The organism is Methylobacterium sp. E-041 (assembly GCF_022829665.1).
Lineage (GTDB): Bacteria > Pseudomonadota > Alphaproteobacteria > Rhizobiales > Beijerinckiaceae > Methylobacterium.
The window spans coordinates 135,574-149,861 of record NZ_JAKSYQ010000228.1 but is presented as its reverse complement, the minus strand read 5'-3'; the positions used below and the strand labels follow the sequence as shown (position 1 = coordinate 149,861).

Here is a 14,288-nt window from a genome sequence, read left to right as displayed (position 1 = left end):
GGATCGACATGAGCTCTGGCTACGGTCCCCCGCGCGTCGACTTCTCGTCGCTCGCCAACATCGGGAAATCGTTCTCGTCGGACATCGACGGGATCATCCAGGCCCGGAACGAGCGCGAGGCGCCCGACCTGATCGCAAAGCTGATCGGCGGGTATCAGGGGGGCGCCCAACCCCCGCCGGTCGCGGCCGCGACCGACGTCGCCTCTCCGCGCCTTCCGTCCTTCGCTGCGACCGGCGGCGGGGCCGGCGACTACCTCGCGACCATGCGAGCGAAGGAGAGTGGCGGCAACGACGACGCCAAGAACCCGAACTCGTCAGCGACCGGCCGCTACCAGTTCACCACCGACACGTGGAACGGGCTGGCTCGGAAGTACCCGGACCTCGGCCTGACCCCGAACGGCCGCTCGGATCCTGCGCAGCAGGAAAGGGCCGCACAGGCCTTCACGAACGACAACGCGAAGGCGCTGACCTCGGCCGGCATTCCGATCACGCCGGGCAACCTCTACGTCTCGCACTTCCTGGGCGAGGCCGGCGGCCCGAAGTTCATCGCCGGCGCCATGTCGAACCCGGATGCACCGGCCGTCGCCTTCGTGTCGCCCGGGGCGGCGCGGGCGAACCGCTCGATCTTCTTCGACGCGGACGGTCGCCCGAAGACGGCCGGCGCGGTCTACGCCGAGCGCACCAGCCGCTTCGGCGGCGGTGGCGCGCCCGTGGCGCAGGCCTCGGCCGGACCGCGCACCGCGCCGGTCGCGATCGCCAACAACGAAGCCGAGACGCAGGCGCTCGAGCAGCGCATGGGGATGATGCCGGCGACGCGCACGGCCGCCGCTCCGACCCCGGACACCGACGAGGCCGACACGCCCGTCGCGAACGCCCAGCCGGCCGGTTTCCAGATCCCGGGCCAGCCGGCGCCGCAGGCTGCCCCCGTGGCGGCGCCCGCCCCTGCCGCTCCGGCCGGGTTCGCCGGCTTCGGCTCGACCGCCTCCCGCATGGGGCCGGAGCAGGCCGCCGCGCTCCAGGCCGCATGGAAGAACCCCGTGACGCGCCCGATGGCGACGCAGATCTACGGCGAGATGCTGAAGGGGCAGGCCAGCCCCTGGAAACTGCAGCAGATGGGCGACCAGCCGGTGCTCTTCAACGAACGCACCGCGCAGATCGTGCCGGTGGGCGCGGGCAAGCGGCAGACGGCGACCGTGGGGAACGCGATCGTCGACACGGCGACCGGCCAGCCGATCTATCAGGCGCCGGAGAAGCCGATGGTGGTAGGCGGCGCCCTGGTGAATCCGGACGGCCGCGTCGTCTACGAGGGCAAGGACGACAAGTTCACCTACCAGAGCATGCCCGGCGTCGGCATGGTCGCGCTGCATCCGACCGATCCGGACAAGTCGCGGGTCATCATCCAGGGCCAGCAGCCGCGCCCGCTCACCGCCGACGAGCGCTCGGCCTACGGCATCCCAGCCGGCCAGGCCGGCGGCATGGGCGCCGACGGCAAGCCGTTCGGCATCGGCGGCGGCAAGACCGAGGTCAACGTCGACACGAAGGGCGCGGGCAAGTTCTCCGAGAAGGCGAACGAGATCCAGGCCAAGCGCTACGGCGAGATGGTCGACGCGGCCGACAACGCCGTGCCGCTCCGTGCGGACATCGACACGATGGCCGACCTCGCCGCCAAGCTGAACACCGGCAAGCTGGCCGAGGCGCGCCTTGGCCTTGCGCAGTACGCGAAGGAGGCGGGGTTCGATTCCATCGCGAGCAGCCTGACGGGCGGCAAGATGGGCGAGATGGAAGCCTTCACGGCGCTCGCCGACAAGCTCACCCCGCGCATGCGCGTCCCGGGCTCCGGCTCGACCTCGGACAGCGAGGGCCGGGCGTTCCGGAACTCGCTGCCGTCGCTCCTGAAGACGCCGGGCGGCAACGCCATGATCGCGGACACCTTCAAGGGCCTCGCCGACTACCAAGCGCAGGTCGGCGAGATCGCGGGCAAGGCGCTGCGCGGTGAGATCAGCCAGGCCGAGGCCGATCAGGGCATCCGGTCGCTCGCCAGCCCCTACGCGCGGTTTAAGGAATACCGGGCCGCGCAGGGTGGTAGTGCGCCGTCCGGATCCGCACCGGCGCCCGCCGTCGCGAAGGGGCCGGACCGCCTGCCCCTGCCCGAGGGCTATTCCGGCGCGCGCGCGGTCGCCGAGGGCAAGGCCGCGATCGCCGCCGGCAAGGACAGGGCCGGGGTCGCGGAGAAGCTGCGCCGCTACGGCATCGACCCCGCCCGGCTCGATTGATGTCGGCCGGCGTGTCCTTCCTCGATGCGCTGACCGGGCCGTACTCCGGGCTCCGGCGCGGCGTAGTTGATCCCGAGACCGGCAACGCCGTCGTCACGTCGGCGCCGACCGGCGAGGTGCGCCAGCGCGCGAGCCTGCTGCCGGTTGGCCGGGACGATTCCGGCCGCCTCGTCCCCGCGGTCCCGCAGAGCATCTTCGACGCGATCGACGCCGCGCGCTTTCCTGGGCGGGCGGCACGGGGCGAGGTGAACATCTTCGACCCGCGCACTGGCCACGTCTCGGATGAAGCGATGGGTGCCGCCAACGGAATCGCCGGGCTGGCGATGACGGGCTCGATGCCGTTCTCGGCGCCGAAGGGTGCGCTGCGCATGTTCGGCGGGATGGGGAAGGACGATCCACTGGCTGGGCTAGAGGCGGCGCTGTCAAAGATCGCCCCGGAAGTGCCGTCGGCCGGGCCTCGCTTGTTGGACCCGAACGCCAAGTCCTGGGATCTCTACCATGGCTCCAACGCGGGACCGGATTTCAAGCGCTTCGATGCGAATGCCGGCAGCAATCCGGCGGAGCGCGGCGCGGTGTTCTTCGCCCCCGACGCAGTGACAGCAAGCGGCTACGCAGGAACGGGCGCGACCAAGGGTGGCGAGGCCGGGCCGCGCGTCTTCCGCACCACTGTCGAGCCCGGCAAGACCGCGGTCTACGACCTACAGCACCTCGTCGAGCACGATCCCGAATTTAATGCGCGGGCTCGCGCGCTGACCACGCAACATGAGGGTGCGACGTGGGGGCCGGTGTTCGACGACGCCATGGCCGATTTCGCGCGCAATCGCACCGAACATCGCGCCTTCTCTGCTCAGGCTGAGGCGATGGGCTATCCAGCCTCACGTCCTGATGGTGTGCCGTTCGGGTACGGGCACATCGGAGCAGCTGTCGAGCGAGCGAAGGCTGACGGGCTAGATACTGCGATTCTACGGGGGCTCGGCGAGCATGGCGGCGACGACCAAGTGATCGCCCTGACCCCGAACCGCGTCCGCTCGTTCTACGCGCCCGACCAGCTGCTTTACTCCGGCGGCCCGGGCGGCGCTGCCGCGGGCACGGCGCTCTCCACATCCGGCGGACAGCAGCCCGCCCCCTCGACGTTGCGGGACGCGCTCGTCGCCTCCTACATGAACCGGTAACCTGGAGCCCGCATGGCCGGCCTGTTCGACGACGTTCCCGACGCCGCGCCGCAGGCGTACGCGCCCTCAGGCGGTCGCGCGGCACCTGCGCCTGCAGCCTCGCGCGGCGGCCTGTTCGACGACGTGCCTGATGCGAAGGCGTCCGGGCCGTCCGTCGTTGGCGACGTCGTCCAGGGTGCCGGTGCGGGCATCATCCGCGGCGCGGCCGGCCTCGTCGACCTGCCGCAGAACATCTACGCGCTGGCCGATGCTGGCATGGGTGGTCTCGCGCACCTCGCCGCGAAAGGAATCGGCGCCGTCATCGGTGTGACCCCGAATTCGGATCTCGGCCGAGACACGGGGATGCGTGGCTCGCTGCCGAGCCCGGCCGATCTCCCGCATCCGGGCGACGTCGCGCTGCGCGGGCTCGAAGCCGCTACCGGGCCCCTCTACAAGCCGCAGACGACCGCGGGTGAGTACGCCGGCACCATTGCCGAGTTCGTCCCGGGCGGCGTCGGTGCGAAGGCCCTGGAAGCCGGTGCCGCCGGTGCCGCCAAGGCGTTCGGAAAGCAGGTGGTCGCGCCGGCCGTCGCCAGCGAGACGGCCGGGCAGGTCACCAAGGGCACGGCCGCCGAACCTTGGGCGCGTGGCGCCGCAGCGCTCGCGACCGGCGCCGGCGTAGCGATTGCCGGCCGTCCTGGTGCTGCCGAACGCATGTTCGACCGCGCGGCCGGCAAGATCACGCCCGACGAGGTTACCGCGACGCAGGCGCTCGTGTCGGATGCAGCCGAACGCGGCGTCGCTCTGACGTGGCCCGAGGCGCTGCAGCAGGTCGTTGGCCCCCGGCGGATGGGCGACCTGCAGCGCGTCGTCGAGGGACAGGGCGGCCTCTCAGAGTTCTTCGCGGCTCGGCCCGACCAGATCCAGGCCGCCGGCAAGGCCGGGCTCGACGCGATCGCACCGGCCACGACCAATCCGACCCGCCTCGGTGCTGACGTCCAGGCCGCGGCGCGTGCCGGCGTGGCCGGAACGGCGGAGGGCCAGGGCGTGATCCGGGCGACGCAGGGCGCCGGCCCGCGCGTCAGCCCGGAACAGGCGGGCCAGGTGATCCAGCGCGACCTCCGCGCCACCGCCGACGCCCGCGAGGCGACCCGCACCGAGCAGGCAGCCCGCGACTATGCGGCCGCCCGCGCCGCGCCCGAGAACGTCGGCGTCGAGCGCACCATCACGGTGGAGCGCCCCGGCGAGCCGATCGAAACCCAGCCGGCCTACAGCCGGCCGCAGTTCGAGGCTGATGCGCCGCTCCCGGCCGACCCGGCGCCGCGCCGTAGCGCTGCGACCGAGGCCGATGCGCAGGGCGAGAGCCTTGCCCGCTTTATCGCGCGGAACGGAGGCCTCGACCTCACCAGCGACCTCAAGAGCCAGGATTTCCACCGGTTCAACATCCCGGGCGCCGGCACGGTGGCACGCGAGGGCGGCAAGCCGCTCGACAGCTTCTGGCGCGTGAAGCTCATGGAGGCGGGCTACCTGCGGCCGGATGCCGACGGCGGCATGGCGCGCGACATTCGCGGCGAGCTGATGCGCAAGCTCACGAACGAGCGCCGCGGCGTGCCGTCGTACCCGATCGGGCAGGAGCGCGCGCCACTCGGCGAGCGCTTGAAGGCCGGCCAGATCGCCGACGACTACGGCCATGCGCGCGACCTCGCCGAAAGCCGCCTGAACGAGGACCTGACCCGCGTCGGCGTCGATCCGGAGAGCGTGCATCCGGACATCCGCGATCGCGTGCTCGGCACGCTGATGCGTGACGGGAACGCCGACCCGGTGGAGGCCTACGAGGCGGTCGTGGGCAAGATGAAGGGGCCGCTCGAGCCCTACACGAAGACGCCGACCGTCACCGAGGAGATCCCGGACGTCCGGTTCGGGCAGGTGAACCCGCAGGCCGCCCTCGACGCGATCGACGGGCAGTTGCGCACCGCCAAGGGCGACGTGCGTGGCGCGCTCGCGCAGGCCCGTAAGGACCTGTTCGGCCCCGGCGGCGAAACCGACCTCAGCGTCGAGGGGCTGCTGCACGCTCGCGAGCGGCTCGACACCGCGATCCAGGGTGCACGCGAGGTCGGCGACAACACGAAGGTGCGCGACCTGCAGATCGCCCGCTCGACGCTCGACGGGCAGTTGAAGGGTGTGCCCGAGGTCGCGACCGCCGACAGGAACTTCGCCGGCAACAGCCGCGCCGTCGAGCCGTTCACCGGCAACACGCCGCTCGGGCGTGTCGTGCAGCGCGATCCGCTCACCCAGCGCATGGCGACGCCGGCCGAGCAGGTGCCGACCCATCTGCAGGGCGCGACCGCTGCGCGCGAGTTCCTCGCCAACGCTACGCCGACGGCGCGCCGCGCTTTCTCGGATCGAGAGGTGACCCGCATCCTCGACGAGGTCGGCTCCGGCGAGGGCGGGATCTCCGCCGGCGCGCTCCGGACCGCCATGCGCCGGAACGAGGATCTGCTGGTGCAGCTGCCGGAAGCCCGCGGCCGGCTCCAGCGCCTCGCCCTCGCCCACCAGGCGCGCGAGGCGATCGAGCGGTCGCCGCTTGGCCGGATCGCGGCTCGGCCCGACGTGAAGGCCGCAGCCGACGTGCTGTTCCCGATCGGCAAGACAGTCGAGGGCTCGGCAGACGAGGTCGGGCAGGCCGTCACGGCGATCTCGCGCAGCAACCCGCTCGCCGCCCGTCAGCTCGTGCGGAACTACCTCGGGACGCAGTTCGCCGCGAAGACGGAGCGCCTGCAGTCCGGCCCGAACCAAGCCGGCGGTGCGAAGTTCGCGACTGCGATCCGTGGCGACAGCCTGCAGAACGACAGCCTGCGCGCGGCAATCCAGGCCCTGCCGAACGGGGCGGCGCTCGACGCCGGATTCTCCCGCCTGCTCGACATTCTGGAGGCGACCGGCCAGCGCCAGGGCGTCGGCTCGCGCACCAGCTTCAACAACGAGGCGCTCGCCGAGATGCGGAACGGCGGCGCGAAGGTCGAGGGCGCGAAGGTTCTGGCGTCGGGCGGCCTCGGCTACCCGAAGCGGGTCGTGGAGGCGCTGCAGAATTGGCAGCTCGGGAAGAACCTCGATCGGCTCGCCGAACTGATGACCTCAGCGGAGGGCGGCCGGCGGCTTGCCCAGCTGGCAACGGCGAAGCCAGGCGCTGCGACCATCGCGCTGCTCGACCGCATGACGCGGCTCGGGATCCGCGGTGCGCAGGGTGGGGACCGATCGGACGGGAGCGCTCTGCAGCTTCGGGTTCGACCGGCCGAGTAGGCGAGCGATCCAGTCCCCGAGGTTGACCAAGACCGCGGTGCCGAAGGCGACGAGGATCGTCGCGAAAACCGGCATTACGACGAACGCGAGGGGCGTCGAGAGCTTCGGGTCAGGATGGGTTTCGGCTCCGCCAAGCATCGCCCACGAGAGCGTGGCGATGGCGATGGCCTGTCCGATCATCCAGAGAGCACGGCTCATCACCCGTTCACGATCTTGGCCCGCGCCTGTTTGTCCGCATCACGCCGCTGGTCCTGAGTGGTGCGACACTGGATGTAGACCGGCGTTCCTGGCACGGCTCCATAGCCTCGACAGATCGCATCATCCTTCGCGGCGACCTCGGCGGGTGCCATGAAAATCTCGCCGCGACCCGGCTGCTGACTACGGTCGGCGCAAGCCGAAAGGCCAAGACCTACGGCAAGAGCAAGGATGCGGCGTATCATCGAAGTGGCCCCAGAAGCCCCTATTGCCACGCTTTTCCATCATGCCTGCGTGCCGGTGTCCATACGGTCCGCGTGCGGCACCCTTGACCCGACGGGCAATCCCGCCGAATAAGCCACCGTCCCGAGACGCGCGTGAGCAACCTGCCGCGCAGCCCGCAAGCCCCGCCCCCATGCGGGGCTTTTGCATGTCGGACCCCTGAAATGACCCAATCCTGGCCGCTCTCGCGGCAGCAGGTGCTCGATGCGTCGGGCCGCCCGCTGCTGGTGCCGCGCGCGTTCTTCTTCGACGCCGGCACCACCAAGCCGCTGACCGTCTTCAGCGATGCCGCGCTGTCCGTTCCGCTGACGCAGCCGGTCGTCGCCGACGGCACCGGACGATTCCCGCGGGTGTACCTGCCGCAGGTCCTCTACCGGGAAGAGGTCCTGGGCCCCTACGGCGACCTGATCTGGAACGACGACGGGCTCGGCGAGGCCCCGGTGGTCGACACGACCGATCCGGTGGCGGCCGTCGACCCCAACGCGCTCGCGCGGACCGGCGACGTGAAGTGGCGCCTCGACAATTCGATCCAGCCGGGCTGGGTTCGGATGAACCAGCGCACCGTCGGCGGCAGCGGTTCCGGCGCGACGGAGCTCGCCGACGACACGACCCGGGCACTCTTCATCTACCTGTGGTCGACCTTCGGGGATGGGATCGCCTCCGTCATCGGCGGGCGCGGCACGTCGGCCGCCGACGACTTCGCCACCGGCAAGCAGATTGCCGTCCCGACGATGCAGGGCTTCGTGGCCGGCGGCCTGGACGACATGGGGTCGTCGCCTACCAACCGGCTCCAGGTGACGACCGACATCACCCTGACGGACGGATCGACGGCGGCACAGGTCGTGGACCCGGGCCGTCTCGCGCTCGGCATGTTCGTGACCGCGGTCGGCCTCTCGTCCGGCACGCGCGTCGTCGCCATCGACGGGACCAACATCACGCTGTCGCAGGTTGCGGCCGCGGGCTCGACCGGCACCGTTTCCGCGCGGTTCTCGGCCTTTGGTGATGCGCAGCTGCCGGGCGCGACCGGCGGCGACATCGCCGAGGTACTGGCCAACCCGAACCTTCCGGCCGCGCTGCCGAACGGGCATGTGACGGTCAACTACCCGCCATTCCAGACGCCAACCTTCGTTGATCTGGTCGGCGCGTCGCAGGGCGCCGGCGGCGTGGCAGTCAACGATCTCTGGCACAGCGTCAGAACGCCTACGGTTCAGCAGCCTTCGGCGGACTTCGACGTGTCAAACGCGAACCCGGGCGGCGGCGTGCCGATCTCGACGCTGCAGCCGACGCGCCTCGGCACCTACTACCTCAAGCTCTGAGCGCGCCATGCCATCGTTCATGAACACGCTCGGCGCGGTCTCGCGGCGGGGGCAGTGGCGGTTCCGGCATGTCTTCCGCAGCGCCGATCCGGCCGGGCGGCTCGACATCACCGATGCGGGGCTGATCGACTTCTCGGCCGCGTCCGACGTGGTGCTCACCGTGACGCCGCGCGCGCCGAAATGGCGCGAGTTGTGGTGCTGGTCGAGCATCGGGTGCTGCGCCGGCGATGCGCCGCCCGTCCTGTTGGCTTCCCTGTCCACCGGGACGCTCGTCGTCTCGAACCCCGGCCTCGTCGAGGCGCTTTTCCCAGCCGGCTCGCTGCTCGCGATCCCGCCCGGCCTCTACGACGTCCGCGTCTCGGTCACGATCGGGCCGGAGACGGCGGAGATCTTCGACGAGCCCATCGAATTCGCCTGACGCGCGCCTCGCGCACCGTTCTGCCCAACCCGCCCTCGCCGGCGGGTTTTTCTTTGCCCGGAGCCGCCATGCCCTCCTACCCGATCCGCCCATCCTTCCCGATCGACGTGCGCTCCACGCCGACGGTCGTGGTGACGCGCGAGGGCACGGCCTTCCGCTTCGACACCACCGGCGTCGGCGGCACCCCCGGACCCAGCCGCAGCCAATTCTTCGGTGCGCTTGAGGCCCTGACGCCCGGAGCGACCGCGGTCCTGGCCGCCGCCGTGCCGTCCGATCCGGGCGACCCGATCAACCGGGCCTTCAACGGCACCGCTTTCGTCACCGCCGGATGCGCGCTCGCGACCTTCGTGAAGGCGACGCTCGGCCTCTCTGACGCGCTGCTCGCGTCCGTCCTCGCCCAAGCCGCCGCGCTCCCGAACTGAGGCTCGCCCGATGCTCCGCAAGACCATTCTCGCGCTCGTCGCGTTCGCGACGCTGTGCGCGCAGGCCGGCGCGCAGACCTACACCCTGCCGGAACTCGGCGTGCAGAGTTCGGGGGCGACCCGTTCTCTGGCGATCCGCGACCGCTCGAACAGCACGATGGTGCCGCTCGGCTACGTCGACACGAGCACCCACGGCTTCGTCTCGACGCCGAACAAGATCGTGCTGCCCTCGACCGATCAGGGCTCGACCGGCGAACTCGGCGGCTTCTCGGCCACCGTCAACGGCGTCCAGAAGCTGATCGCGACGCGCTTCAGCGATCAGCTCGACGCGCTGCTGCCCGACTACTCGATGGCCAACCTTGGCGTGAAACCGGACACGGGCGTCGACGTCTCACAGGCCATCGTCAACGCGACGAAGACGCTTCCGGCGACCGGTGCCCGCCTCCGGCTGGCGTGCGGCACCTACCTGCTGTCCTCGACCGCTCTCGTTACGAACTCGTACCTGCACGTCCAGGGCGGCGGCCAGAACTGCACGCGCCTACGCACCACGGCCGGCTTCACCACCGGCGACGTTTTCAAGTTCACCGGCCTGAACTCGGGCATCTCGGACGTCGCCTTCGAGCACGTCGCGACCGACACCAACGCGGTCCGCACCTCCGGCTTCACCGTCAACCTCGCCAACGGCTACGGCTACGTCCGCAACGTCTCGATGCGGAACTGCTTCGTCTGCCTCCGCATGGGCGCGCAGGCCGGCTGGAACTCCGCTGACCACGTCATGCTGCAGTACATGGCGGACGGCGGCACGAACCCCGGCTCCGACGGCATCTTGGTCGAAAACGACGTGGTCGGTCCGGCGAACTGGATCAACCGCGCCATCATCATGTCGAACTTCATCGACCCGACGGCGGCAAACCGGCGGTACCCGACGTTCGCGGTGAAGCTGTCCGACACCGGCGAGACCGTCATCACGGACTCGGACTACATCAGCAACCGCACCAACCTGCTGATCCAGCCGTCGAACGTCGCCTTTTTGGTGGCCGGGGGCAGCGGGCATGCCGTCAACGACACCCTGACGCTGACCGGCGGCACGCTCGCGTCCGGCGGCGCGGCCATGACGATCAAGGTCACCGCGGTCAACGCGAATGGGGCCGTGACCGGATTCACGGTCGCGACGCCTGGTGGCTACACCGCCGTGCCGAATGCCCAGGCGGCAGTCAGCGCGGGCGGTTCGGGGTACGCGGTCGGAGATACCCTCACGCCCGCCGGCGGTACGCTCGCCTCGGGCGGCGCCCCCCTGACCTTCACCGTCAAGTCGGTGAGCAGCGGCGCGGTGACCTCGGTCGGCCTCAACAACGGCGCCTCCTACACCGTCTCGCCGGCCGGCTATACGGCCTACCCGACGAACCCCGTTTCGACGACGTCCTCGGGTTCCGGGACCGGCGCCAAGCTGACGATCGGCAACACCACGAGCTCGGGATCTGGTACCGGCGCGGCCTTCATTACGCGGGTGCAGACGGTCCAGGCGACGCGGGTCAACTCGACGTATCTCGACTCGGCGCAGCGCGACAACGGATCGATCACGCCTGTCGGCTCCGGCTACGTCTTCGACACCGGGATCTACAATTCCTGGATCACCAACACGAATGCCAGCGATGGCACGCTCAACACGAACGGCTTCATCATCAACGGGGCGGGCGCCTCGCTGCTGACCGGCATCACAAGCCCGGTGATGAACACGCGCTGGTCGGGCGGCCTTATCGCATCGACGACCGGCCAGGGCACCAGTCTGAACGGCAGCGGATTCGTCTGCGCTGACGCCTCCCCGATCGATACCTCGGTGACGGGCGCGATGATTTCGGGTTGGGGCGTCGGTATCGACCTGGCGCCTGGCTGCGGGCACTTCACGATCGGCGACAACGGGATCGGCGCCTACTCGCCGTTCAACGTCGCGACCTCGGCCCGCACCAACGGGATCGGCCTTCGTGCGCAGGGCGGCGCCGGCAACTTCATCGTCGCTCACGACAACCGCTTCTTCGGAAACACCGTGGCGGCGGTCGGCTTCAACGCCACCGGCCGCAACAACGTCGTCCACGACAACCCGGGCTACAACCCGGTCGGTCCGTCGAACGTCACGGTCACGGCCTCGCCGATGCCTCTGCCGGCCGGCCCGACGACGACGACGTACTTCGTCCAGGGCGGAGCGTCCGTCATCGTGCGGGACGAGACGAACAGCATCACGTTCGGCACGAGCGGTGGGCAGTTCACGGTTCCCGCGGGTGGGATCTACCAGCTGCTCTACAGCACCGCGCCGACCGTCTCGAAGATGATCCATTGAGGCGCGCCATGACCCGAACCGCCCTCGCCGCGGCCGCGATGCTTGCGCTCGCTCTGCCTGCCTCGGCCGCCTCGACGAGCTGCATTCGCCCGGCCGGCAATCCGACCGGAGCGGGCGCCGCCGGCACGCCGGTCGCGCCCGGCGACAATCGCGTCACGCCGGGCCCGACGCAGGGCCCGGACTGGCTGCAGCTCTGCGACGGGGCCACGAACATCGGCCCCTTCGAGGTCGTGGATGCCGACGGCAAGGTCGTCGCCACGATCAGCGGTCGCGCAGTCCAGGCCCTTCGGGACCAGGGCGCGCGCTAGACCGGCCCCGTCCCTGAAGTGCCCCCCATCCTGGCCGCCTTGTGCGGCCTTTTTCTATTGCAGGGATGCCCGCACATGGCCCTCGACATCGACCGCGCAGCGTTCTTCGACGCCGTGCGCCGGCAGCCGTTCGCCGGTCACCTCACGGCCGACCAGGTCGCCGGCATGGAAGCGATCCTCGACGCCTGCCCGGCCGACCTCGGCGTCGAGAAGCCGGCCTACTGCCTCGCGACCACGTTCCACGAGACGGCGCGCACCATGCGCCCGATCGAGGAGTTCGGCCGCGGCAAGGGCAAGGCATACGGCCGGACCGGCTTCTGGGGGCGGGGCTACGTCCAGCTGACCTGGGAGGCGAACTACGCCAAGGCGACGGCGCGGCTTCGCGCGCTCGGGATCCTGAATGCGGGCGAGGACCTGGTGAAGACGCCGGCGCTCGCGATGCGCCCCGACGTGGCGGCGGCCATCCTATTCTACGGGATGATCGAGGGGGGGTTCACCGGCAAGAAGCTCGGCGACTACTTCGGGCCCGGCCGGGCCGACGCCGTCGGCGCCCGGCGCATCATCAACGGCACCGACTGCGACAAGCTGATCGCTGGCTACCACGCGCAGTTCCGCGTCGCCCTGATGGCGTCGGTGCGGATCCGGGAGGGCGTACCTCCGGCGATTTCTGTCACGCAGCCGTCGAAAACCCTCACAGGGCCGCCCAGTCCGTCGAAAATCGTAACGCCCGCCGCCAAGCCCGCCCTCACCGGCGGGCTTGTTCGTTCCGGGGCACAGGCCACCGGCGGCGCGACGCGCGGCCTGCTGAACGCCCTCTTTACCGGCATCCACAACGCCCTGGCTCGAAAGGTCTGATCCGATGGACATGCTCAGACGCGCGAACGCCCGCCTCGCCGGCGCGAGGCTCTACCTGCTCGCGGTCCTGTTCGCGCTGCCGGACATCCTGAACGCTGTCGTTGGGTTCGATTGGAGCTCGGTGCTGCCGGCCCAATACGCGGGCTACGGTGCTCGCATCGGCTCGATGCTCGCGCTCGCCCGTCTCGCCCTGCCGCCGATCCTCAAGAACGTCCGCGACGCCGGGCGCATGGCCGGTCCGCGGCCGGGCGACGGTCCGGACGGAGGGCCGCGCTGATGGACTGGCTGCTCAATCCCATCGGCAAGATCGCCGCGTTCTTCGGCTCTGGCATCATCAAGGTGCTCGGCGACAGCGTGCTCGGGCCGATCCTGAAGACGATGCAGAACGGGCAGAACGCCCAGAAGGACGTGGCGGTCTCGGTCATTCAGGCCGAGATGGCCGCGAACCAGGCCCGCGCCGCCATCGCGCCGGCGTTCAAGGCGCTGATCTACGGCATCGGCATCCCGCCGGCGATCCACTTCGGCGCGACGTGCCTGTCGCACACCTTCGACCTCGGCTGGCCGATCACCCCGCTGCCGACGGAGTACGTGCCGATCGAGGCGACGATCCTGACGGCCTTCTTCATCTCGTCTCCGTTGACGACGCTGGCCCGCGCGGGCGCGGCGCGCCTGCTGAAGGCCTGAAATCGCTTCACCCTCCCCCGCAGGAGGGGGAGGGATCATCGCGCGACCGGAACACCGGCGCGCCTCTCTCGGGGCTGCACGATGTCCGACACCGCCGAACCGAAGCGGGCGCGTCGCGCGCGCCGCCACGATCCCACCGCCCTGCGCCGATCGGCGCTGGAGCACATCGGCTCCGAACTCGGTGCCGCAATCCAGCCGCCGGTGCCGCCCGGGCTGGGCGAAGGGCTGCTGGATCGAGCCGCCCGGGAGGACACGATGCAGGATCGGCATATCGCGAACCTGCTCGGGCAGCTGCTGGCCCGGAGCGAGGCCAACGGCGACCAAATCGACGAAACGCGAGCGCAGGTGTTCCGCATGGATGAGAAGCTCGAGGCGATCAGCCGCCGTCTGGACGGCGTCGCCTACCAGAAGGATATCGCGTCGTTCATGACCCGCGAGGGGATCGAGCGGAAGATCGAGAAGTCGGCCACGGAGATCAAGGGCGAGGTCGCCGGCTTGCGCAAGATGGGCTGGGGCCTGACCTCGGCCGTGCTCCTCGGCGCGGTCGGTCTGCTGGTGAAGGTCATCATGGCGGCGGCGCACATCGTGACCTGAGCCGCCGCTTCACACCCTACTTCACACCCTCGGCGCCCTGGCTTCGGCTGGGGCGCCTTTTCTACGTTCACCGCCGGCCACCTCTGGATGGCGGCGCTGTGCGGCGCGATCGCCGTGCTGGTGCTGGTGGCGGTTCTTCGCGATCTCGCGGCATCCCG

Annotated in this window: 13 protein-coding genes; 12 read left to right on the top strand and 1 reads right to left on the bottom strand. The window is 70.4% G+C overall.

The annotated features are described in order from the left end of the window. Positions 1 to 8: 8 nt before the first annotated feature. The 3 genes from MKK70_RS21195 to MKK70_RS21185 are packed head-to-tail and all read left to right on the top strand — an operon-like array spanning position 9 to position 6,721. A complete protein-coding gene (locus MKK70_RS21195; protein WP_243949708.1) occupies positions 9 to 2,273 on the top strand; it encodes a hypothetical protein in 2,265 nt (754 codons plus the stop codon). Continuing rightward, the gene (locus MKK70_RS21190) at positions 2,273 to 3,445 is read left to right on the top strand and encodes a hypothetical protein (protein WP_243949707.1); all 1,173 of its coding nucleotides are present in this window, start codon (positions 2,273 to 2,275) and stop codon (positions 3,443 to 3,445) included. The genes MKK70_RS21195 and MKK70_RS21190 overlap by 1 nt, the downstream gene beginning before the upstream one ends. Before the next feature lie 12 nt (positions 3,446 to 3,457). Next, positions 3,458 to 6,721 (top strand): hypothetical protein, encoded by a 3,264-nt coding sequence (locus tag MKK70_RS21185; RefSeq protein WP_243949705.1) that lies wholly within the window; start codon positions 3,458 to 3,460, stop codon positions 6,719 to 6,721. Positions 6,722 to 6,918: 197 nt separating this feature from the next. Here MKK70_RS21185 and MKK70_RS21180 read toward each other — a convergent pair whose 3' ends face one another. After that, positions 6,919 to 7,071, bottom strand: a complete 153-nt coding sequence (locus MKK70_RS21180) for a hypothetical protein (RefSeq protein ID WP_243949703.1) — start codon at positions 7,069 to 7,071, stop codon at positions 6,919 to 6,921. 291 nt (positions 7,072 to 7,362) lie between these two features. On the opposite strand from MKK70_RS21180, the gene MKK70_RS21175 reads away from it, so the two are divergent. From MKK70_RS21175 to MKK70_RS21135, 9 genes are all read left to right on the top strand, one after another. Next, positions 7,363 to 8,514 carry a hypothetical protein gene (locus MKK70_RS21175; RefSeq protein ID WP_243949702.1) on the top strand — a complete coding sequence of 384 codons (1,152 nt, stop codon included), beginning with the start codon at positions 7,363 to 7,365 and terminating at the stop codon, positions 8,512 to 8,514. 7 nt (positions 8,515 to 8,521) lie between these two features. Then, positions 8,522 to 8,932, top strand: a complete 411-nt coding sequence (locus MKK70_RS21170) for a hypothetical protein (RefSeq protein ID WP_243949700.1) — start codon at positions 8,522 to 8,524, stop codon at positions 8,930 to 8,932. 68 nt (positions 8,933 to 9,000) lie between these two features. Further along, the gene (locus tag MKK70_RS21165) at positions 9,001 to 9,354 is read left to right on the top strand and encodes a hypothetical protein (RefSeq protein ID WP_243949698.1); all 354 of its coding nucleotides are present in this window, start codon (positions 9,001 to 9,003) and stop codon (positions 9,352 to 9,354) included. A gap of 10 nt (positions 9,355 to 9,364) precedes the next feature. Then, positions 9,365 to 11,689 (top strand): hypothetical protein, encoded by a 2,325-nt coding sequence (locus MKK70_RS21160; RefSeq protein ID WP_243949696.1) that lies wholly within the window; start codon positions 9,365 to 9,367, stop codon positions 11,687 to 11,689. Positions 11,690 to 11,697: 8 nt separating this feature from the next. Beyond that, on the top strand, positions 11,698 to 11,997 hold the full coding sequence (locus MKK70_RS21155) for a hypothetical protein (RefSeq protein WP_243949694.1): 300 nt from the start codon (positions 11,698 to 11,700) through the stop codon (positions 11,995 to 11,997). 75 nt (positions 11,998 to 12,072) lie between these two features. After that, positions 12,073 to 12,852, top strand: coding sequence for a hypothetical protein (locus tag MKK70_RS21150; protein ID WP_243949692.1), 780 nt, complete (start codon positions 12,073 to 12,075; stop codon positions 12,850 to 12,852). Between the two features lie 10 nt (positions 12,853 to 12,862). Further along, positions 12,863 to 13,129 carry a hypothetical protein gene (locus tag MKK70_RS21145; protein ID WP_243949691.1) on the top strand — a complete coding sequence of 89 codons (267 nt, stop codon included), beginning with the start codon at positions 12,863 to 12,865 and terminating at the stop codon, positions 13,127 to 13,129. Continuing rightward, entirely contained in the window at positions 13,129 to 13,536 is a 408-nt protein-coding gene (locus MKK70_RS21140; RefSeq protein WP_243949690.1) for a hypothetical protein, read from the top strand. The genes MKK70_RS21145 and MKK70_RS21140 overlap by 1 nt, the downstream gene beginning before the upstream one ends. An 81-nt stretch (positions 13,537 to 13,617) precedes the next feature. After that, positions 13,618 to 14,130 (top strand): hypothetical protein, encoded by a 513-nt coding sequence (locus MKK70_RS21135; RefSeq protein ID WP_243949689.1) that lies wholly within the window; start codon positions 13,618 to 13,620, stop codon positions 14,128 to 14,130. Positions 14,131 to 14,288 lie beyond the last annotated feature (158 nt).